Origin of the sequence: Plantibacter elymi (nom. nud.), assembly GCF_900177795.1 — a bacterium.
In the GTDB taxonomy this organism is placed as follows: domain Bacteria; phylum Actinomycetota; class Actinomycetes; order Actinomycetales; family Microbacteriaceae; genus Plantibacter; species Plantibacter elymi.
In genome coordinates, this window is sequence record NZ_FXWJ01000006.1 from 57,718 (window position 1) to 76,032 (window position 18,315).

General features: G+C 70.8%; 21 protein-coding genes. 14 read left to right on the forward strand and 7 right to left on the reverse strand.

Annotated elements, in window-relative coordinates:
- The first annotated feature begins 95 nt into the window (after positions 1-95).
- The 5 genes from hemE (at position 96) to CCK91_RS17875 (ending at position 3,964) form a co-directional block, all read left to right on the forward strand.
- A complete protein-coding gene (gene hemE / locus CCK91_RS17855; RefSeq protein ID WP_086475183.1) occupies positions 96-1,187 on the forward strand; it encodes a uroporphyrinogen decarboxylase in 1,092 nt (363 codons plus the stop codon).
- Complete coding sequence (locus CCK91_RS17860; RefSeq protein ID WP_086475184.1) at positions 1,184-2,728, forward strand: protoporphyrinogen/coproporphyrinogen oxidase; 1,545 nt, start codon at positions 1,184-1,186, stop codon at positions 2,726-2,728. The genes hemE and CCK91_RS17860 overlap by 4 nt, the downstream gene beginning before the upstream one ends.
- 93 nt (positions 2,729-2,821) lie before the next feature.
- Positions 2,822-3,283: a hypothetical protein gene (locus CCK91_RS17865; RefSeq protein ID WP_242664608.1), complete on the forward strand. Its 462-nt coding sequence runs from the start codon at positions 2,822-2,824 to the stop codon at positions 3,281-3,283.
- A 17-nt stretch (positions 3,284-3,300) separates the two neighbouring features.
- The gene (locus CCK91_RS17870; RefSeq protein WP_064294953.1) at positions 3,301-3,723 is read left to right on the forward strand and encodes a phage holin family protein; all 423 of its coding nucleotides are present in this window, start codon (positions 3,301-3,303) and stop codon (positions 3,721-3,723) included.
- Positions 3,713-3,964: a DUF3618 domain-containing protein gene (locus tag CCK91_RS17875; RefSeq protein WP_079003603.1), complete on the forward strand. Its 252-nt coding sequence runs from the start codon at positions 3,713-3,715 to the stop codon at positions 3,962-3,964. The genes CCK91_RS17870 and CCK91_RS17875 overlap by 11 nt, the downstream gene beginning before the upstream one ends.
- Before the next feature lie 127 nt (positions 3,965-4,091).
- Here the strand turns inward: CCK91_RS17875 and CCK91_RS17880 are convergent, their stop codons facing one another.
- A complete protein-coding gene (locus CCK91_RS17880) occupies positions 4,092-4,556 on the reverse strand; it encodes a GNAT family N-acetyltransferase (protein ID WP_086475186.1) in 465 nt (154 codons plus the stop codon).
- A gap of 91 nt (positions 4,557-4,647) precedes the next feature.
- On the opposite strand from CCK91_RS17880, the gene hemQ reads away from it, so the two are divergent.
- The 9 genes from hemQ to CCK91_RS17925 all read left to right on the forward strand — a co-directional run bounded on the left by hemQ (position 4,648) and on the right by CCK91_RS17925 (position 12,326).
- The gene (hemQ, locus tag CCK91_RS17885) at positions 4,648-5,370 is read left to right on the forward strand and encodes a hydrogen peroxide-dependent heme synthase (protein ID WP_086475187.1); all 723 of its coding nucleotides are present in this window, start codon (positions 4,648-4,650) and stop codon (positions 5,368-5,370) included.
- Positions 5,370-6,620: a ferrochelatase gene (locus CCK91_RS17890; RefSeq protein ID WP_086475188.1), complete on the forward strand. Its 1,251-nt coding sequence runs from the start codon at positions 5,370-5,372 to the stop codon at positions 6,618-6,620. The genes hemQ and CCK91_RS17890 overlap by 1 nt, the downstream gene beginning before the upstream one ends.
- Positions 6,617-7,564 (forward strand): hydroxymethylbilane synthase, encoded by a 948-nt coding sequence (gene hemC / locus CCK91_RS17895; protein ID WP_064294911.1) that lies wholly within the window; start codon positions 6,617-6,619, stop codon positions 7,562-7,564. Before CCK91_RS17890 ends, hemC begins: the two co-directional genes overlap by 4 nt.
- Positions 7,561-8,385, forward strand: coding sequence for a uroporphyrinogen-III synthase (locus CCK91_RS17900; protein WP_086475189.1), 825 nt, complete (start codon positions 7,561-7,563; stop codon positions 8,383-8,385). Before hemC ends, CCK91_RS17900 begins: the two co-directional genes overlap by 4 nt.
- A 61-nt stretch (positions 8,386-8,446) precedes the next feature.
- Positions 8,447-9,454: a porphobilinogen synthase gene (gene hemB, locus CCK91_RS17905; protein WP_086475190.1), complete on the forward strand. Its 1,008-nt coding sequence runs from the start codon at positions 8,447-8,449 to the stop codon at positions 9,452-9,454.
- A complete protein-coding gene (hemL, locus tag CCK91_RS17910; protein ID WP_086475191.1) occupies positions 9,451-10,866 on the forward strand; it encodes a glutamate-1-semialdehyde 2,1-aminomutase in 1,416 nt (471 codons plus the stop codon). Before hemB ends, hemL begins: the two co-directional genes overlap by 4 nt.
- A 108-nt stretch (positions 10,867-10,974) precedes the next feature.
- Complete coding sequence (locus CCK91_RS17915; protein ID WP_064294907.1) at positions 10,975-11,322, forward strand: hypothetical protein; 348 nt, start codon at positions 10,975-10,977, stop codon at positions 11,320-11,322.
- A gap of 191 nt (positions 11,323-11,513) precedes the next feature.
- Complete coding sequence (locus CCK91_RS17920) at positions 11,514-11,924, forward strand: DUF4190 domain-containing protein (protein ID WP_086475192.1); 411 nt, start codon at positions 11,514-11,516, stop codon at positions 11,922-11,924.
- 111 nt (positions 11,925-12,035) lie between these two features.
- Positions 12,036-12,326, forward strand: a complete 291-nt coding sequence (locus CCK91_RS17925; RefSeq protein ID WP_086475193.1) for a hypothetical protein — start codon at positions 12,036-12,038, stop codon at positions 12,324-12,326.
- Between the two features lie 269 nt (positions 12,327-12,595).
- Here the strand turns inward: CCK91_RS17925 and CCK91_RS17930 are convergent, their stop codons facing one another.
- The 6 genes from CCK91_RS17930 to trhO form a co-directional block, all read right to left on the reverse strand.
- Positions 12,596-13,612, reverse strand: a complete 1,017-nt coding sequence (locus CCK91_RS17930; protein ID WP_086475194.1) for an MDR family oxidoreductase — start codon at positions 13,610-13,612, stop codon at positions 12,596-12,598.
- Between the two features lie 102 nt (positions 13,613-13,714).
- Complete coding sequence (locus CCK91_RS17935) at positions 13,715-14,539, reverse strand: ABC transporter permease subunit (RefSeq protein WP_086475195.1); 825 nt, start codon at positions 14,537-14,539, stop codon at positions 13,715-13,717.
- The gene (locus tag CCK91_RS17940; protein ID WP_086475196.1) at positions 14,536-15,441 is read right to left on the reverse strand and encodes an ATP-binding cassette domain-containing protein; all 906 of its coding nucleotides are present in this window, start codon (positions 15,439-15,441) and stop codon (positions 14,536-14,538) included. Before CCK91_RS17940 ends, CCK91_RS17935 begins: the two co-directional genes overlap by 4 nt.
- Before the next feature lie 241 nt (positions 15,442-15,682).
- The gene (locus tag CCK91_RS17945) at positions 15,683-16,636 is read right to left on the reverse strand and encodes an L-lactate dehydrogenase (protein WP_085514293.1); all 954 of its coding nucleotides are present in this window, start codon (positions 16,634-16,636) and stop codon (positions 15,683-15,685) included.
- 181 nt (positions 16,637-16,817) lie between these two features.
- Positions 16,818-17,291 (reverse strand): SRPBCC family protein, encoded by a 474-nt coding sequence (locus CCK91_RS17950; protein ID WP_086475197.1) that lies wholly within the window; start codon positions 17,289-17,291, stop codon positions 16,818-16,820.
- Between the two features lie 12 nt (positions 17,292-17,303).
- Entirely contained in the window at positions 17,304-18,287 is a 984-nt protein-coding gene (gene trhO, locus CCK91_RS17955; RefSeq protein ID WP_086475198.1) for an oxygen-dependent tRNA uridine(34) hydroxylase TrhO, read from the reverse strand.
- Positions 18,288-18,315 lie beyond the last annotated feature (28 nt).

Consider the following 18,315-nt stretch of genomic DNA (forward strand, 5'->3'; position numbering starts at 1 on the left):
GTGCGGGCCGTCGCCGGACGGTCCGCACCGGCCTGGCCGCGCATCGCAGGGCTTCGCCCACGCCGCGCTCAGCGCGGGAATGGGAGGATGGAGGGGTGAGTCTCCCACCCGAACACCCCCTCGTCACCGGCGTGACCCAGTCGTCGCCGCTCATCACCGCGTACCGCGGCACCCGTCCCGAGCGGACGCCCGTCTGGTTCATGCGTCAGGCCGGCCGGTCGCTGCCCGAGTACCGCGAGTTGCGGATCGGGACGGCCATGCTCGACGCCTGCCTCGACCCGGCGATGGCGAGCGAGATCACCCTCCAGCCCATCCGACGACACCGGACGGACGCGGCCATCTTCTTCAGCGACATCGTGGTGCCGCTGAAGCAGGCCGGGGTCGTCGTCGAGATCGTGCCGGGCCGTGGTCCCGTCATGGGTTCCGCGGTTCGGACGGCCGCCGAGGTCGACGCGCTCGTCGCGCTCGACCCGGCCGTCCTCGACGACACGCTGGCGCCCATCCGCGAGGGCGTCGCGCTCACCGTCGCCGGGCTCGCGGGAATCGGCGACGGCAGCACGCCGCTCATCGGCTTCGCGGGCGCGCCGTTCACGCTCGCCGCCTATCTCGTCGAGGGCGGACCATCGAAGGACCACCTCGCCGCCCGCACCCTCATGCACGCCGACCCGGAGTCGTGGGCGAAGCTCATGGCCTGGTGCGCGGACGTCACCGGTCGCTTCCTCCGCGCCCAGGTGCTGGCCGGTGCGTCGGCCGCGCAGCTCTTCGACTCGTGGGCGGGGGCGCTCTCCCTCGAGGACTACGAGCGTCACGTCGCCCCGGCCTCCCGGGCCGCGCTCGCGCACGTCGCCGACCTCCCGGTCCCGAAGGTGCACTTCGGCGTCGGGACGGGCGAGCTGCTCGGTGCGATGCACAGGGTCGGCGCCGACGTGGTCGGGATCGACTACCGGCTGGCGCTCGACGAGGGCATCCGACGACTCGGTGGCGGCGTCCCCGTGCAGGGCAACATCGACCCGGCACTGCTCGCCGCCCCATGGTCGGTCCTCGAGGCGCACGTCCTCGACATCCTCCAGCGGGGGACGGCGGCGCCGGCGCACGTCCTCAACCTCGGCCACGGGGTCCCGCCCGAGACCGACCCGGACGTCCTGACCCGCATCGTCGCCCTCGCCCACGATTGGCAGCCCGCATGAGTCTCGAGCCGAAGCGTCTCGTCGTCATCGGCGGTGGTGTGGCCGGACTCGTCGGCGCGGTCGACTGCGCCAAGGTCGGCATCTCGGTGACGGTCGTCGACGCGCAGGAGTCGTTCGGTGGCGCGCTCGCGGCCGCGGAGGTCGCGGGTCTCCGCGTCGACGTCGGCGCCGAGAGCTTCGCGACGCGCGGTGGCTCGGTCGCCGAGCTCATCGAGCAGCTGGGCCTGACCGACCGCGTCGTGCGTCCCAACCGGGCCGGGGCCTGGTTGCACATCGCCAAGCCCGGACAGCCGCAGCGGAGTGTCCCGCTCCCCAAGGCAGGACTGCTGGGCATCCCGACGAACCCCCTCGCCGACGACGTCCGTCGGGTCATCGGCTGGAAGGGTGCCCTGCGCGCCTACCTCGACCGCATCCGTCCGCCGCTCACGATCGGCACCGAGCACAACCTCGGTGCGCTCGTCCGGAAGCGCATGGGCGCGGCCGTCCACGACCTCCTCGTCGCTCCGGTCACCTCGGGCGTCTACTCGGCCGCTCCGGACGACCTCGACGTCGATCGCGCTGCTCCCGGGCTGAACGCCGCGCTGACGCGCACCGGGGCGCTGTCCCTCGCCGTCGCGGCCCTCCGGGAGAACGCGCCGGCGGGAGCCGCGGTCGGTGGCCTCGACGGCGGCATGACCGTCCTCGTCGAAGGCTTGACCGCGGAGCTCGAGCGGTGGGGGTCGACGCTCATCACCGGCGTCGCCGTCACGGCGATCTCCCGGAACCCCTTCGACATCGACGTGGACGGACCGGGTGTCGGCCTCGGCGACGCCGGCCTCCCGCGGATGAGCGAGCGGCCCGCGGCTGCAGGCGCGTCGAAGGCCCCCTGGTACGTCGCCCTGACCGACGGCCGGGTGCTCGAGGCCGATCTCGTCCTCATCGCGACGCCCGAGCAGCCGGCCCGCAATCTGCTGGCCGACGTCGGGCCGGCGCTCCGCGACCTCCCCGCCGCCGGCGACGACGCGGGCGACCCGGTCCTGCCCGCGCCGATCGAGCTCGTGACGATCGTGCTCGACGAACCGGCACTCGACGCCGCACCGCGTGGCTCCGGGCTGCTCGTCGCACCCGGCTCGACGCTCCACGCCAAGGCCCTCACCCACGCGACGGCGAAGTGGGCCTGGCTCGCCGACCGCGCGAAGGAGCAGGGCGAGCACCGACACGTCGTCCGCCTGTCGTTCGGTCGTCAGGGCGAAGTCGACGCGACGAGCGCGTTGACCGACGATGAGCTGCTCTCGACGGCGTTGCACGACGCGTCCGCGATGCTCGGCGTCCAGCTCGACCCGGGCAGCGTCCGCGGCTTCCACCGCATCTCCTGGACGGGCACGCAGCCGACCGCCGCCCGCGGCCAGCGTGAACGCTCGACGGCCATCCGGGAAGCGGTGGCCGAGGTGCCCGACCTCGCGGTCACGGGTGCCTGGTTGTCGGGCACGGGGCTCGCCTCGGTGGTCCCCGACGCCCACGAGGCGGCGGCACGACTCCGCCATCAGGCGCTACAGCGGTAGACGCGCCCATATGCCCGACCCGGCATCTTTTCCTGTCAACCCCCGACCTGATGGTGGCGTCGGAGTGACACCCGACTACGCTGGTCCCGTTGGATGCAGCATCACAGCACCACTCGAACAGACGGAGGCGCCATGAAGGGCAAGGTCATGTTCGTCGTCGGTGGGCTCACGGGCTATGTGCTCGGTACCCGCGCCGGACGCGAACGCTACGAGCAGATCAAGACGCAGTGGGTCAAGCTGTGGAACGCGAAGCCGGTGCGCGCGCAGCGCGGCAAGGTCGAGGACTTCGCCAAGGCACGCATCAGCGAGGTCCCCGCGGCTCTGTGGAGCGGCGTCAGCGCCGTCGCGAAGGTCGTCAGCCAGCAGGGCTCGACGCCCGGCCAGAAGCTCGATAAGGCCATCTCGAAGACCGAAGACACCGTCCAGGACGTGTCCGAGACGGTCAAGGACGCACGCACGGCCTCCGGCACTTCGACGTCGTCGACCTCGAAGCCCGCAGTGCGCAAGCCTGCCGCGCCCAAGACGACGGCTCCGAAGCCCAAGAGCGGCGAGTAGCACCGACGATGCCGTTCATGAGTGACCGCAACCGGTCGGAGCCGCGCTACGACAAGCGCGACGAATCCCTCCTGACCCTCGTCGGCCAGCTGCCGGGGGTCGTCTCGAACCTGGTCAAGGCCGAGATCGCCAACCTCAAGACGCAGCTCGCCCACAAGGGCAAGTACGCGGGCATCGGAGCGGCGTTCGTCGCCGGTGCCGCGGTGTTCCTCTTCTTCGCGGTCGGCGTACTCGTCGCCGTGCTGATCCTCGCGCTCGCGCTCGTCATGCCCTCGTGGCTGGCGGCGCTCTGCGTCTTCGTGCTCTTCGTCCTCGTCGCGGCGGTCCTCGTGCTCATCGCGCTGCGGTACTTCAAGAAGATCAACGAGGACCCGAGCCCGATGGACAACGTGAAGGAAGACATCAAGGCAGTGAAGGGACTCGGCGAGTATGACCGTTGACCAGTTCCCGGGGGCGACGCCCTCGCCCGAGCAGGCTCGCGCCGAGCTCGTCGCCACGCTGAACGCGATCGAGGACAAGCTCAACGTCCCCAAGCAGGTGCACCGCGCCAAGCGTCGTGCCATCGTGCAGATCGCGACCGTCAAGGTCGAACGCCCGGCGGTCTTCTACGCCGGTGTCGCGGGCCTCGCCGGTGCGGCCGGGCTGGCCGTGTGGGGCATCGTCCGCGCCATCGCTCGCTGACGCGTCCCGCCGCCGGTCACGGAGACCGCTCCCGCTCGCTGAGACCATTCCCGCTCGCTGAGACCACTCCCGGTCACTGAGCTTGTCGAAGTGCGCCCTTCGACAGGCTCAGGGACCGGTGCACGGCTCAGGAACCACTCGCGGTGGCGACGCGCGTCATCGGGACGTGCACGATGTCGTCCTCCACGTAGTCGGGGCCGCTGATCTCGAATCCGAACCGGCCGTACCAGTCGGCGAGGCGTTTCTGGGCGCCCATGCGGAGTTCTCGATGCCCGTGGTCGGCGACGGCGCGGCGGATCAGTTCCGCGGCGAGACCTCGCCCGCGGGCGGTGAACGCGGTGGCCACGCGTCCGATCTCCGAGTGCTCGGCCTCGGTCAGGATCCGGATCGTCGCGAGCACCTCGTCGCCCTCCTGCGCCCAGGCGATGAGGGTCCCGTCCTCGATGTCGCGTCCGTCGAGATCGGCGAAGAGCGCCGTCTGCTCGACGACGAAGACGTCGACACGGATCTTCAGCACGCGGTAGAGCGTCACCGGATCCATCTCGGCCGCTCTGGCGACGTGGTACTCGACGGGAGGTTGCTCGCTGGTCATCACCCGACTGTATCGGCGGTGAGGCTGGGCTCGGTGTCAATCGTGACCTGCCCCTTTTGCCCAATCGACCGAACTGGGTGAGGATAGGACTATGACTCACCCGGCCTCTGCCGAGGCATCGCACCACCCGACCGACTCAGCCACCCCGACTGGCCCCTCAGGATTCACCCTCTGGGCTGTCCTGCGCCGCGAGCCGGCAAGTGCGCTGCCGCTCGGCGAAGAGCATGTCTCCGAACTCGAAGCATCCATCGCGCTCGTCGAAGCCCAGGGCGTGACCCTGCGCGGCATCTACGACGTGTCCGGCCTCCGCGCCGACGCCGACCTCATGCTGTGGCTCCACGGCGACACCGCCGAGGGCCTGCAGGCCGGTCTCCGCGAGCTGCGCCGCACCGCCATCCTCGGTTCCCTGTCGCCCACCTGGAACGCCATGGGCGTCCACCGCGACGCCGAGTTCAACCGGCAGCACGTCCCCGGGTTCCTCCGCGGCATCGAGCCGAAGGGGTGGCTCTGCCTGTACCCCTTCGTGCGCAGCTACGAGTGGTACCTCCTGCCGGAGGAGGAGCGTCGCAAGATGCTCGCCGAGCACGGCCGTCAGGGCGCGGCGTTCACGGGTGTGCTCGCCAACACGGTCGCCTCCTTCGCCCTCGGCGACTACGAGTGGCTCCTGCCGCTCGAGGCCGATGACGTCGTCGAACTCGTCGACCTCATGCGCGACCTGCGCAACACCGAAGCTCGCCGCCACGTGCGCGAAGAGGTGCCGTTCTTCACGGGCCGCCGTATCACGCCCGCCGAGGCATTGGAGGTGGTGCGCTGATGGCAGCCATGAACCTGGGGAGCACCGGAGCCGAGGCCCCCGAGCGCATCGTCCGCGGCGCGACCGACGCAGCAGCGGCCGGCCCTGAGCACGTCTCCGAGCCGACGGACTACGACGCCATCCTCCTCGCCGGCTTCGGCGGGCCAGAGGGCCAGGACGACGTCATCCCGTTCCTCCGCAACGTCACGCGCGGGCGAGGGATCCCGGAGGAGCGTCTCGAAGAGGTGGCGCACCACTACCGCCACTTCGGCGGCGTCAGCCCCATCAACGACCAGAACCGTGCGCTCAAGGCGGCCCTGGAGCTCGAGCTCGCCTCCCGTGGCATCGACCTCCCGGTCCTCTGGGGCAACCGCAACTGGGACCCCTACCTGCGCGACGCGCTGACCGAGGCGCACGAGCGCGGCTTCACGAAGCTCATCGCGATCGCCACGAGCGCCTACTCCTCGTACTCGAGCTGCCGGCAGTACCGCGAGGACTTCGCGATCGCCGTCGACGAGACGAACCTCCAGGGCGAGATCCAGATCGACAAGGTGCGTCAGTTCTTCGACCACCCCGGCTTCGTGACCCCGTTCATCGACGGCGTCCGTGAGGCGATCGCCGAGTACCTGCGCGAGCAGCCCGAGCTCTCCGCCGAGACGGAGATCGAGGTGCTCTTCGCGACGCACTCGATCCCCACCGGCGACGCCGCGCGCTCCGGCCCCGACTTCCGCGGCTTCGGCGACCACGGCGCGTACGAGGCCCAGCACCTCGCGGTGGCCGAGGTCGTCATGGCGAACGCCATCGACCAGCTCCGTGAGGCCGGTGTCCTCGGTGGCGCGGTCGGTAGCGGTGTCTCGGTGCCGTGGCAGCTCGTCTACCAGTCCCGTTCGGGCCCGCCCAGCATGCCGTGGCTCGAGCCCGACATCAACGACGCGATCGCCGAGCTGCCCGCCGCCGGCCGCAAAGCGATCGTCATCGTGCCGCTCGGCTTCGTGAGCGACCACATGGAGGTCATGTGGGACCTCGACAACGAGGCCATCGAGACGGCCGGTGAGCACGGCCTGGCCGCTGTCCGCGTCCCGACGCCGGGCACTGCCGCCGCCTACGTCAAGGGACTCGTCGACCTCGTCCTCGAGCGCCGCGACGGCACGCCCGTCGAGGACCGACCGCACATGACCGACCTCGGGCCCTGGTACGACGTCTGCCGCCCCGGGTGCTGCGAGAACGCCCGGCTGGGCTTCAAACCGGCGTTCTCGGGGATCGCCCCATGACCCTTCGCATCGGAACCCGCGGCAGCGCCCTGGCGCTGGCGCAGACCGGTCATGTGGCCGACGCCCTCACGGCGGCCACCGGTGAGGACGTCGAGATCGTCACCGTCACGACGCAGGGCGACACGAGTCGCGAGTCGCTCTCGACCATCGGCGGGACGGGTGTGTTCGTCAACGCGCTCCGCGACGCCCTGCTCGACGGCGCGTGCGATCTCGTCGTGCACTCCTTGAAGGACCTGCCGACGGCTCCGGCCGAGGGCTTCACGATCGCCGCCATGCCGATGCGCGAGGATCCGCGCGACGCCCTGTGCGCCTCGGACGACCGCTCGCTCGACGACCTGCCGCAGGGTGCCCGGATCGGCACCGGCTCACCGCGACGGATCGCGCAGCTGAAGCGCATCCGGCCCGACCTCGAGGTCGTCGACATCCGCGGCAACATCGACACCCGCCTGCGCCGCATCGACGACGACCTCGACGCCGTCGTCCTCGCGGCCGCCGGTCTCACGCGCCTCGGACGGCTCGACGCCGTGACCGGGCTCTTCGACCTCGACACCTGGCCGACCGCGCCTGGGCAGGGGGCGCTCGCGATCGAGTGCCTCGACGACGACGAGTCGTCCATTGCCGGTTCCATCGCTCTGCTCGACCACGCGCCGAGCCGCTGGCAGGCCACGGCGGAACGGGCGGTGCTCCGTCGACTCGAGGCCGGTTGCTCGGCCCCCGTCGGCGCCGCAGCCTGGCTCGACGACGAGGACCTCGTGCTGCAGGCCGCCGTCTACTCGCTCGACGGCACCGAGATGATCCACCGGGAGAGCCGCGCGGAGGGCTTCTCCGGCGACGGACACGGACGCGAGCTGCTCCAGGCGGCCGACGCGCTCGGTGTCTCGCTCGCAGACGAGCTCATCGAGGCCGGCGCAGCCGACCTCGCCCCGCTGGGAGGCGCTGCGTGAAGGACTGGACGAAGTCGAACACCGTTCCCACCGCCACCAAGCCGCTCGGCGGGTGGCGCGTCCTCGTGCCGCGCGGCGGTCCGTGGGGCGACTCGGTCGCCGGGACGGTCCGTGGCAAGGGCGGGTCACCCGTCGTCGCCCCGATGATCAACTTCGCCAGCACCGACGACCCGGAGACCCTCGGGGCCGCGCTCGCGGCGCTCGAGGCGGGGGAGTTCGACTGGCTGACCGTGACGAGCGCGACCACGGTCGACGTGCTGTCCTCGCAGCGGATCCGGATCCCCGAGACGACGAGGGTCGCCGCCGTCGGCGAGACGACCGCTGCCGCGCTCACCGCCGTCGGCTACAGCGTCGACCTCGTGCCGGCGAAGGACAACTCCGCGAAGGGCATGGTGCAGGAGCTCACTGCCCTCGAACCGCACCCGAAGCGCATCCTCACGCTCCGCTCGGCCATCGCCAAGCCGCTCCTCACGGAGGGCCTGATCGCCGCCGGACACGACGTCCAGTCCGTCGTGGCCTACCGCACGGTCGGTGTGCCGGTGGCTGAGAAGATCGTCGCCGACGTCGCCAGCGGCCGGGTGCGTGCCATCCTCGTCACCTCGGGCAGCGTGGCGGAGCAGGTCCGTTCGCAGTTCCCCGAGATCCCCGAGAGCACCGTCATCGCCGCGATCGGACCCCGCACGGCTCGTGACGCCCGAGGCTACGGGCTCCGGGTCGACGTCGTGGCGGAGCAGCAGACGGTCGACTCGCTGATCGAGGCGATCGTGTCCGTGGCGCTCAGCCGGAACCACGACGAGGACGCTGGCGACGGGATCCGCTGACCGGCTTCACGCCCTGCGCGAACCGGGAGGGTGCGTCGGCAGCGGCGCGTAGGCTGGACGGGTGAGCATTCCCGAGACCCGTCCCCGTCGTCTCCGGCAGCAGCCGGCCATCCGTCGCCTCGTCAGCGAGACGCGACTCGACCCGGCGGAGCTGGTGCTTCCCATGTTCGTGCGGGAGGGCGTCTCCGAGCCGGTCGAGATCTCCTCGATGCCGGGTGTCCGGCAGCACACCGTCGACAGCGCCAAGCGCGCTGCGGCTGAGGCCGCAGCGGCCGGCATCGGTGGGGTCATGCTCTTCGGTGTCCCGGCCGAGCGCGACGCCGTGGGTTCCGGCGCGACCGACCCCGACGGCATCCTCAACGTCGCGACCCGCGCGCTCGTCGCCGAGGTGGGCGACGCCCTGGTCGTGCAGACCGATCTCTGCCTCGACGAGTTCACCGATCACGGACACTGCGGTGTCCTCGACGACCGCGGGCGCGTCGACAACGACCGCACACTCGACCGCTACCGCGACATGGCGCTGGCCCAGGCGGAGTCGGGCTCGGCCCTCCTCGGTCTCTCGGGCATGATGGACGGCCAGGTCGCCGCCGTGCGCGAGACGCTCGACGCCGCCGGGTTCGACGACACGATCATCCTCGCCTACTCGGCGAAGTTCGCGTCCGCGCTCTACGGCCCCTTCCGCGAGGCCGTCGACTCGCAGCTGCAGGGAGACCGCCGCACCTACCAGCTCGACCCCGCCAACCGTCGTGAGGGTCTGCGCGAGGCGCTCATCGACGAGGCCGAGGGCGCCGACATCGTCATGGTGAAGCCCGCAGGGAGCTTCCTCGACGTCCTGGCCGACGTGGCCGACACGGTGTCGATCCCGGTCTGGGCGTACCAGGTGTCCGGCGAGTACGCGATGATCGAGGCCGCCGCCCGGCAGGGCTGGATCGACCGCCGACGCGCGATCGAGGAGTCGGTGCTGTCCATCAAGCGCGCCGGAGCCGAGGTCGTCCTGAGCTACTGGGCCGTCGAACTCGCCGGTTGGTTGGATGAGGCGCGCGGTCTGCGTGCAGGAGGAACCCGATGAACGACGCAGCATTCGCCAGAGCCCAGCGGTCGATCCCCGGCGGGGTGAACTCGCCCGTCCGCGCCTTCCGCTCCGTCGGTGGCACGCCGCGGTTCATGGTGTCGGCGACCGGCCCCTACATCACCGACTCCGAGGGCGTGCAGTACGTCGACCTCGTGAGCGCGTGGGGCCCCGCGCTCCTCGGACACGCGCACCCGCAGGTCGTCGAGGCCGTGCAGGCCGCTGCGGCCCGCGGCCTCTCCTTCGGCGCGTCCACCCCGGCCGAGACCGAGCTCGCGGAGCTCGTCAAGGAGCGTGTCCAGGCATCCGGTGTCGCGCCGATCGAGAAGCTGCGCATGGTCTCCACCGGCACCGAGGCGACCATGACGGCCATCCGCCTCGCGCGCGGTGCCACCGGTCGCAGCCTCGTCGTGAAGTTCGCCGGGCACTACCACGGCCACTCCGACGGTCTGCTCGCCGAAGCGGGGTCGGGCGTCGCGACCCTCGCCCTGCCGGGGTCCGCCGGGGTCACCGCAGAGACGGCCGCCCAGACGATCGTCGTCCCGTACAACGACCGGTCGGCGCTCCGCGAAGTCTTCGCCGAGCGTGGCCAGGACATCGCCGCGATCATCATGGAGGCGGCCTCCGCCAACATGGGCGTCGTGCCGCCCGCTCCCGGGTTCAACGCGAGCGTCGTCAAGCTCGCGCACGAGTACGGCGCGCTGGTCATCCTCGACGAGGTGCTCACCGGGTTCCGCGTCTCCTCCGCCGGTTGGTGGGGGCTCGACAACCGCGGACTCGCCGCCGTCGCACCCGGCACGGAGCCCGTCCCGGGTGCCGAGGCCTGGGAGGCCGGCAACCACGCCGTCGCGAACTCGACCGGCGCCATCAGCATCCCCGTCGGCGTGTACCAGCCCGACCTCTTCACCTTCGGCAAGGTCATCGGCGGTGGCATGCCCCTCGCCGCGCTGGGTGGGCGCGCCGAGCTCATGGACCTGCTCGCACCGACCGGCCCGGTCTACCAGGCCGGGACGCTCTCGGGGAACCCGGTGGCCCTCGCCGCCGGCATCGAGACGCTGCGCCTCGCCGACCAGGACGTCTACCGTCGGGTCGACGCGGCGGCCGCGATCGTGTCCGAGGCGACCTCGAACGCGCTCACGGAGGCCGGGGTCGCGCACACCGTGCAACGCGCAGGGAACCTGTTCTCCTTCGCCTTCAGCGAGACGGCACCGACCGATTACGCCGCGGTCCTGCGCCAGGACGCCTTCCGTTACCCCGCCTTCTTCCACCGCATGCTCGACGCCGGGGTGTCGCTCCCGCCGAGCGTGTACGAGGCATGGTTCGTCTCCGCGGCGCACGACGACGAGGCGATCGGGCGTATCGTCGACGCCCTGCCCGCGGCGGCCCGTGCGGCTGCGGCGGCCATCCGCTGAGTCGGACGGTCGCCCCGCCGCCGACGTCGGACGCTGCACAGACCATGCGTTACCGCTTTGTGAACTTCCGGCAACGCGAACGTCGGTGGGGGTTGGCAGACTAGAGGCATGGCCTCCTTGCGTCTGCACCCCGACCGACTGGAGATCGAGCTGTCCGCGTACGACAAAGCGCTCTCGCTGCGTCGGAGCAACGTCGTCGTGCCACGGTCGAGCATCCGTTCCGCCACTATCACCGACGACCCGTGGATCTGGGTCCGGGGCATCCGTGCGCCGGGCACCGCGATCCCGTTGACGCTCGCCATCGGCCAGTGGAAGTTCCACGGTGGCATGGATTTCCTGGTCATCAAGGGCACCAAACCGTCGGTCGTCATCGATCTCGAAGACGCGGAGTACTCGCGGCTCATCATCACGACCCGTCGCAGCGCCGAGCTCATCGCGGCCCTCGACCTGCACTAGGACGAGCTGCCGGACGCACGGCGGTTTCGACCGGATCCGGACCGTGGCGGGGACGCGGTGCTTGCGCATCATGGCGCTGATCGGGGCCGTTCGCAATCATTTGCCTCGAACAGGGCACAAAACGACGTCTGACCGGTATTCTGGGCCCGCTCGAACCTCCGTAGATCCGCCTGTTCGAAAGGACCACAGCCATGTCGACTCCTCCTCCCGGTGAATACCCCGGCCAGCCGCCGCAGGCTCCTCAGACGCCGCAGCCCCCGAAGGACCAGTACGGCGCGGCTCCCGCGTACTCCGGCGGCGCAGCTCCCACCGGCGACGCGACCGCCGGCAAGACGCTCGGCATCGTCGGCCTGATCCTCGCCTTCCTCGCCCCGCCGATCGGTCTCATCCTGAGCATCGTCGCCCTGGTGCAGTCGAAGAACGCGGGTGTCAAGAACACGCTGGCGAAGGTCGGTCTCATCCTGTCGATCGTCTTCATCGTGCTGGCGATCATCGCGACCATCGCGGGTATCGCGATCGGTGCCTCGGCCATCTCCGAGGTGTGCGGCGAGCTCGGCTCAGGGACACACACGAGCGGCGGCACCACCATCACCTGCCCGTAAGACCGTGACATCCGGGCGATTGGGGAGTTGTCCCCATCGCCTGTCGGGTACCTAACCCACTACTGTTGGCTCGCGCCCGTGGCGCATCTACCATCCTCGAGAGGAACCATCATGACCAACGCACCCCAGTACAACGCCCCGAAGCAGCCCGGCGCGGCCCTGCCCGCCGACTACCCGGGCAAGACGCTCGGCCTCGTCGGCCTCATCCTCGCGATCGTCGTGCCGCTCGTCGGCCTGATCATCAGCCTCGTCGCGCAGAAGCAGTCGAAGGACGCCGGCTACCCGAACCAGCTCGCGAAGATCGGTGTCATCATCGGCATCATCCTCGTCGTGCTCGGCATCATCGGCGGCATCTTCTACGCCGTCGCGCTCGGCTCGGTCATGTCGACCGCCGGCTACTGAGTCCCAGCAGTCCCGTCGGCAGCGGCCGGTCGCCTTCGGGCACCGGCCGCTGTCGCGTTCCTGGGGCGCTGGGCGGTGTCCCTGTCTCAGGAGTCGGCCGGTGTGTCGCCCGGGTGGGCGCGCGCCGCGCCGCAGTTCTCCTGAGTTGGGTAGTGCCGGTTCGGTAATGTCCCTGTCTCAGGAGTCGGCCGGTGTGTCGCCCGGGTGGGTGCCCGCCGCGCCGCAACTCTCCTGAGTTGGGGACGGCCGGGACTGCTCCTTGGGTCCGATCAGGCGCGGACGTCGACGACGATCCGGCCGTGGACCGAGCCCGCGAGGACCCGCTCCGCCGCACCCGTCGCCTCGGCGAGGTGGACCGTCTCGGTCAGGGTGTCGAGCACGTCGAGGTCGAGCGCAGTGGTCACGCGCTCCCAGGCGGCCTGCCGCAGGGGGAGCGGTGCCTCGACGGAGTTCACGCCTGCGAGCGTGACCCCGCGGAGGATGAACGGCATGACCGACGTCGGGAGATCGGACCCGCCGGCGAGCCCACAGGCGGCGACCGTCCCGCCGTACTCGACCTGAGACAGGACCGTCGCGAGCGTCTGACCGCCGACGGAGTCGACGACTCCCGCCCAGCGCTGGCTGCCGAGTGGGCGGCCGGCCTCGGCGAACTCGGCACGGTCGACGATCGACATCGCGCCGAGCCGCCGCAGGGCGTCACCCAGTTCGTCGACCCGACCGGTCGAGGCGGCGACCTCGAATCCGGCGGCGGACAGCAGTGCGATCGCGATGCTTCCGACCCCACCACCCGCTCCCGTGACGAGCACGGAGAGGCCACCGACGCGGACGGCCCCGGAGGTCGCGCTGCCGTGCTCGAGCGCGAGCACGGCGAGGGCCGCGGTGTACCCGGCCGTGCCGATCGCGGCGGCCTGTGCGCCCGAGACATGGTCGGGGATGCGGACGAGTGCGTCAGGCCGCACCTTCGCGCGCTCGGAGAGCCCGCCGTACCGGGTCTCGCTCAGGCCGTCGCCGAACAGGGCCACACGGTCGCCGGCCGTCCAGGCAGGATCGCTCGACTCGGCGACAACGCCGACGAGGTCGATGCCCGCGACCATCGGGAACGACCGCACGACGCCCGGCTTCCCGGAGAGGACCAGGGCGTCCTTGTAGTTGATGCTCGAGTACTCGACGTCGACGGTGACGGCGGCGTCGGGGAGCGAGGTGTCGGGGAGGTCGCGGAGGTCGACCGTCCGGGTGGGCTTGCCACCCTCGTGCTCGACCTGCTCGACGAGGTATGCGCGGCCCATGGTGCTCCTGTCTCCGGTGCGTCGACCGGTCGGCGGCTGTCCGTCGAGCCTACGCCTCCCCAGCGAGGGACTGCCTGGCTCGAGCCAGCGCAGGCACCGTGCCTAGGTGACGTCGCGGCGCCAGGTCGTGGCGTAGCCGATGAGCGCGACGACGACCCCGATGCCGAGGAGGACGAGTCCGCCCTGCCACCACGTCAGCGCGTCCTGCTGAGCCGACATCATCGAGTAGAAGCTCGGTCCGACGAGGGCGTCCGTCGCAGCACCCGGCAGGAACCGGCCGATGGACGCGGTGACCTCCGAGAACGAGGAGGCGAGGCGCAGCAGCGGCTCGACGAACTGCGTGAAGGCCAGCACGACGATGATCGCGCCCACCTGGCTCGGCAGCACCGCCCCGAGGCCGACGCCGATCGCGCCCCACAGGGCCATCGCGAGCACCGCCCGGCCGATGAGCGCCCAGGTGTCGGGGTCGGTCAGCATCGGATCGATGCCGCTGATCGCCAGGGCGCCGCCGCCGAGACCGACGGACGCCGCCAGCGCGATCACGCCGTACAGTGCGCCGACCCCGGTCAGTGCCAGGACCTTGCCGACGAGGACGTGCCCGCGGTTCGGGTTGGCGAGGAACGTCGGCGTCAGGCTCTGGTGCCGGAACTCGCCGGTCGTGGCGAGGGCACCGAGCAGGACGGGGAAGACGTACCCGATGCTCGTCGCGAAGCCGTAGATGAGACCGGGTTGGGTGAGCATCTCGCTCGTGGCCTGCGCCCCGGCACCGCTGGACTCGGCGGCGCCCGGGATGTTGGCGAAGAGGAGTGCCGCCCCGGCCGCGGCGAAACCGACGTACACGAACAGGATGAGCGCGAGTCCCCACCACACGCGGGTGGTGAACACCTTGAGGAACTCGGAGCGGATGGCTGCCAGAAGTGAGGTCATGCGTGGTCCTCCCCACCGCTGACGAGCGCGAGGAACGAATCCTCGAGCCCTGATCGATGCCGCGACAACGCACTGAGCGGAATGCCGGCGGCGAGCGCGACCCGGCCGATGTCGATCGCCTCCACATCGTGCACGACGAGCCCTGCACGGGCCTGGTCGAAGGTGTACCCCGCGGCGGTCAGCGCCGTGGCGAGCCGCTCGTGCTCAGGGGAGTTCACGACGACGCGCAGGGTGTCGGCGGCGTCGAGGCTCGCGAGCGTGCCCACGTGCGCGAGCCGCCCCTTCGCGATGATCACGACCTCGTCGACGGACTGCTGCACCTCGCTGAGCAGGTGCGAGCTGATGAGGACGGTCCGGCCCTCGGCCGCGAGCGCGGTGAGGAAGCCGCGGATCCACTTGATCCCCTCGGGGTCGAGCCCGTTGATCGGTTCGTCGAGGACGAGCACGCCGGGGTCGCCGAGGAGGGCGGTCGCGAGGCCGAGCCGTTGTCGCATGCCGAGTGAGTATCCGGCGACGCGTCGGTCCGCGACCTCGAGCAGCCCGACCTGCGCGAGCACGACGTCGACCCGGCTCGCCGGCAGACGCGCTGCGGAGGCGTGCACGCGCAGGTGGTTCCGGGCGGTGCGGCCGGGGACGAAGCTCGCCGCCTCCAGTGCAGCCCCGACGGTCGCGGCAGGAACCGGCAGCTTGGCGTAGGGGACACCGCCGAAGGTCGCCCTCCCCGACGTCGGTTGCACGAGGCCGAGCAGCATGCGCAGGGTCGTCGTCTTCCCGGCGCCGTTCGGGCCGAGGAAACCGGTGACCTTGCCCGGTTCCACGTGGAACGTCAGGTCGTCGACCGCCTGCACCGCCCCGAAGGATTTCGAGAGTCCATCGAACTCGATCGTCACGCCAGCGGTCATCCGGTGCCTCCCCAGGGGCGCGGCCGGATCCGCGCCTCGTCCTGCAACGCTATCGGGGCCGACGCCGGTTGCGCATCGGCCGCTCGGGGGAGATCCCGGCAACTCCGGACATCGCTGCCGAACCGCCCCAACTCAGGAGTGCGCCTGGCGTGTCGCGGTGACACGCCGGGCGATGACCCCGACGCACCGGGGCGATCCTGAGTTGGGGAACGGGGGAGGGGAAGGGTCAGGGAGGCCTGCGCTACAGCCCGAGGGAGTCGAGCGACGCGCGGACCGCAGCGGCCGAGTCGGCGAACTGCTGTTCCTCGCGGGGCGACATCGCGACCTCGACCACCGAGCGGACGCCCGAGCGGTCGACGATGCTCGGCACCGACAGGGCGACCCCGCTGACGCCGTGATATCCGTCGAGCACGGTGCTCACCGGCAGGATCGCGTGCTCGTCGCCGAGGATGGCCTCGACGATCCGTGCACCGGAGAGCCCGATCGCGTAGTTCGTCGCGCCCTTGCCCTCGATGACGCGATAGGCGGCCGTTCGGACGTCGGTCGCGATCTCGTCGAGCTGCTGCTCCGTGAAGCGCGAGCCGTCGGGCAGCTCCCAGTCGAGGATCGGGACGGGGCCGATGGTCGCCTGCGACCACAGCGGCAGTTCGCTGTCGCCGTGCTCGCCGACGATGAGCGCGTGCACCGCCGAGGTCGCGACACCCGCACGCTCGGCCAGCAACCAGCGCAGCCGGGAGGTGTCGAGGACGGTGCCGGAGGAGAAGACGCGTTCGCGCGGCAGCCCCGTGATCTGCTGGGCCGCGACGGTGAGGACGTCGCACGGGTTCGTGACGAGCATGTAGACGGCGTCCGGCGCCTGCTCGACGAGTTTCGGGAGCAGCTGCTCGAGGATGCGGATGTTCGTTCCAGCGAGGTCGAGTCGGGTCTGGCCGGGCTCCTGCTTCGCGCCGGCCGTGATCACGACGACGTCCGCATCGGCCACGACCGAGATGTCGTCACCGCCCGTGATGCTGCTCGAACCGGTGAACTGCGTCCCGTGGGCGAGGTCGAGGACCTCGGCCGAGGCGCGCTTGCCGTCGATGTCGTAGAGCGCCACCCGCCGGGCGCTGCCGCGGATGAGCGAGGCGTAGGCGAGGGATGAACCGACGCTCCCCGCCCCGATGATGGCCAGTTTCGACTTCGTGCGAGCACCCATGGCTCCATCTTGGCAGGGGCGCATGTGCGCGGTCAGGGCGTGGCACGACGAGTGTCGGGTTGTCTCGATGTCGAGGTATCCGCCCTTCGACAGGCTCAGGGACCGAATCGTCCGTTCGGCACTGGGCCGCACCCTCCGGTCACTGGGCCGCACCCTCCGGTCACTGAGCCCCACCCTCCGGTCACTGAGCTTGTCGAAGTGCAGCAGCCAGCCACCGGTTCCGCGACTCGATGAGCCGTCGCAGGTGCCGGGTGAGCGCGACGTGTTCGGCCACGACGCCGAGCGGACCGAACGGCGCTGCGAACGTGACGTCGTCGAGCATGATGGTCCGCGCCGTCCCCATCGGGCGCTCGAGTGGTTCGAAGAGGTGGACGTGGCGGAATGTCCGGAACGGACCGGACACCTGCTCGTCGGTGAACCGGTGGGGTTCCTCGAACGCGGTGATCCGACTCGTCATCGTCCACGGCACACCGAAGTGCTTCGCCCGCCAGGTGACGGTCTCACCGAGACCGATGAGGCCGGAGGTCACGCCGCCGACTGCCTGTTCACCGGTGTCGGCCATCGATCCGAGGTGGGCGTCGATCGACCGCGAGAGGTCGAAGGCCTGCTGCATCGTCCCGGAGAGCTCGGTGCGGAGGCGGAAGTGGGCGGTCATGACGGTGGCGGCTCAGGCGGGCTGGCCGGCGCGAGCATCGGTGGAGACGTCGGCCCCGGTGTGCACGGCGCATCGCGGGCCGCCGTCGGGCCCGTCCGCGTGCGCCTCGCACACGACCAACTGCGTCTTGCAGGAGGGGTCGGCGCAGTTCTGCAGGTGCTTCGTCGACGCGTCGCAGACGACACAGTGCCCGATGACGGCCGCGTGATCACTGAACTCGAGCGAGCCCCGCTTGTCGAACACGTACAGGGATCCCTCCCACAGGCCGTCGTCGCCGAATTGCTCGCCGTACCGGACGATGCCGCCGTCGAGCTGGTACACCTCGCCGAAGCCGCGAGAACGCATGAGTCCTGAGAGCACCTCGCAGCGGATGCCGCCCGTGCAGTAGGTGACGACCGGCTTGTCCTTGAGGTGGTCGTACTTGCCGCTGTCGAGCTCGGCGACGAAGTCACGGGTGGTCGCGACATCGGGGACGACCGCGCCGGCGAACCGCCCGATCTCGGCCTCGAACGCGTTCCGACCGTCGAAGAACACGACGTCGTCGCCACGCTCCGCGACGAGCTCGTGCAGTTCCGTCGGCTGCAGGTGCACCCCGCCGCCGGTGACACCGTGCTCGTCCACCACGAGCTCACCGGGGGCGCCGAAGGAGACGATCTCCTCGCGCACCTTCACGCTGAGCTTCGGGAAGTCACTGCTCCGACGCCAGGGCGCGGGTCGGTGCCTGGCCGTGCGCACGGGGTCGTCGTCGTCGAAGCCCGAGCCGTCGCTCCACTTCACGTCGAGGTCGCGGAACGCGGGGTGCTCCTTCGTCTTCCGGACGTAGAGCTTGCAGGCGTCGAGCTCGCCGCCGACGGTGCCGTTGATGCCGTCCTTCGAGATCAGGATGCGGCCACGGAGACCGAGTGACTCGCAGAGGTCGCGCTGCCACAGCCGGATCGCCTCCGGGTCCGCGAGGGGAGCGAACGCGTAGTACAGGAGGATCTTCGGGTCGGCCACCGCTCAATCGTACGTGGCGCCGACCGCG

Excerpts from the sequence above, each read along its gene's own strand:
- CCK91_RS17860 (WP_086475184.1), top strand. The coding sequence starts at position 1,184 with ATGAGTCTCGAGCCGAAGCGTCTCGTCGTCATCGGCGGTGGTGTGGCC.
- CCK91_RS17865 (WP_242664608.1), top strand. The coding sequence starts at position 2,822 with ATGCAGCATCACAGCACCACTCGAACAGACGGAGGCGCCATGAAGGGC.
- CCK91_RS17870 (WP_064294953.1), top strand. The coding sequence starts at position 3,301 with ATGAGTGACCGCAACCGGTCGGAGCCGCGCTACGACAAGCGCGACGAA.
- CCK91_RS17875 (WP_079003603.1), top strand. The coding sequence starts at position 3,713 with ATGACCGTTGACCAGTTCCCGGGGGCGACGCCCTCGCCCGAGCAGGCT.
- CCK91_RS17880 (WP_086475186.1), bottom strand. The coding sequence starts at position 4,556 with ATGACCAGCGAGCAACCTCCCGTCGAGTACCACGTCGCCAGAGCGGCC.
- hemQ (WP_086475187.1), top strand. The coding sequence starts at position 4,648 with ATGACTCACCCGGCCTCTGCCGAGGCATCGCACCACCCGACCGACTCA.
- CCK91_RS17890 (WP_086475188.1), top strand. The coding sequence starts at position 5,370 with ATGGCAGCCATGAACCTGGGGAGCACCGGAGCCGAGGCCCCCGAGCGC.
- hemC (WP_064294911.1), top strand. The coding sequence starts at position 6,617 with ATGACCCTTCGCATCGGAACCCGCGGCAGCGCCCTGGCGCTGGCGCAG.
- hemL (WP_086475191.1), top strand. The coding sequence starts at position 9,451 with ATGAACGACGCAGCATTCGCCAGAGCCCAGCGGTCGATCCCCGGCGGG.
- CCK91_RS17915 (WP_064294907.1), top strand. The coding sequence starts at position 10,975 with ATGGCCTCCTTGCGTCTGCACCCCGACCGACTGGAGATCGAGCTGTCC.
- CCK91_RS17920 (WP_086475192.1), top strand. The coding sequence starts at position 11,514 with ATGTCGACTCCTCCTCCCGGTGAATACCCCGGCCAGCCGCCGCAGGCT.
- CCK91_RS17925 (WP_086475193.1), top strand. The coding sequence starts at position 12,036 with ATGACCAACGCACCCCAGTACAACGCCCCGAAGCAGCCCGGCGCGGCC.
- CCK91_RS17930 (WP_086475194.1), bottom strand. The coding sequence starts at position 13,612 with ATGGGCCGCGCATACCTCGTCGAGCAGGTCGAGCACGAGGGTGGCAAG.
- CCK91_RS17935 (WP_086475195.1), bottom strand. The coding sequence starts at position 14,539 with ATGACCTCACTTCTGGCAGCCATCCGCTCCGAGTTCCTCAAGGTGTTC.
- CCK91_RS17940 (WP_086475196.1), bottom strand. The coding sequence starts at position 15,441 with ATGACCGCTGGCGTGACGATCGAGTTCGATGGACTCTCGAAATCCTTC.
- CCK91_RS17945 (WP_085514293.1), bottom strand. The coding sequence starts at position 16,636 with ATGGGTGCTCGCACGAAGTCGAAACTGGCCATCATCGGGGCGGGGAGC.
- CCK91_RS17950 (WP_086475197.1), bottom strand. The coding sequence starts at position 17,291 with ATGACCGCCCACTTCCGCCTCCGCACCGAGCTCTCCGGGACGATGCAG.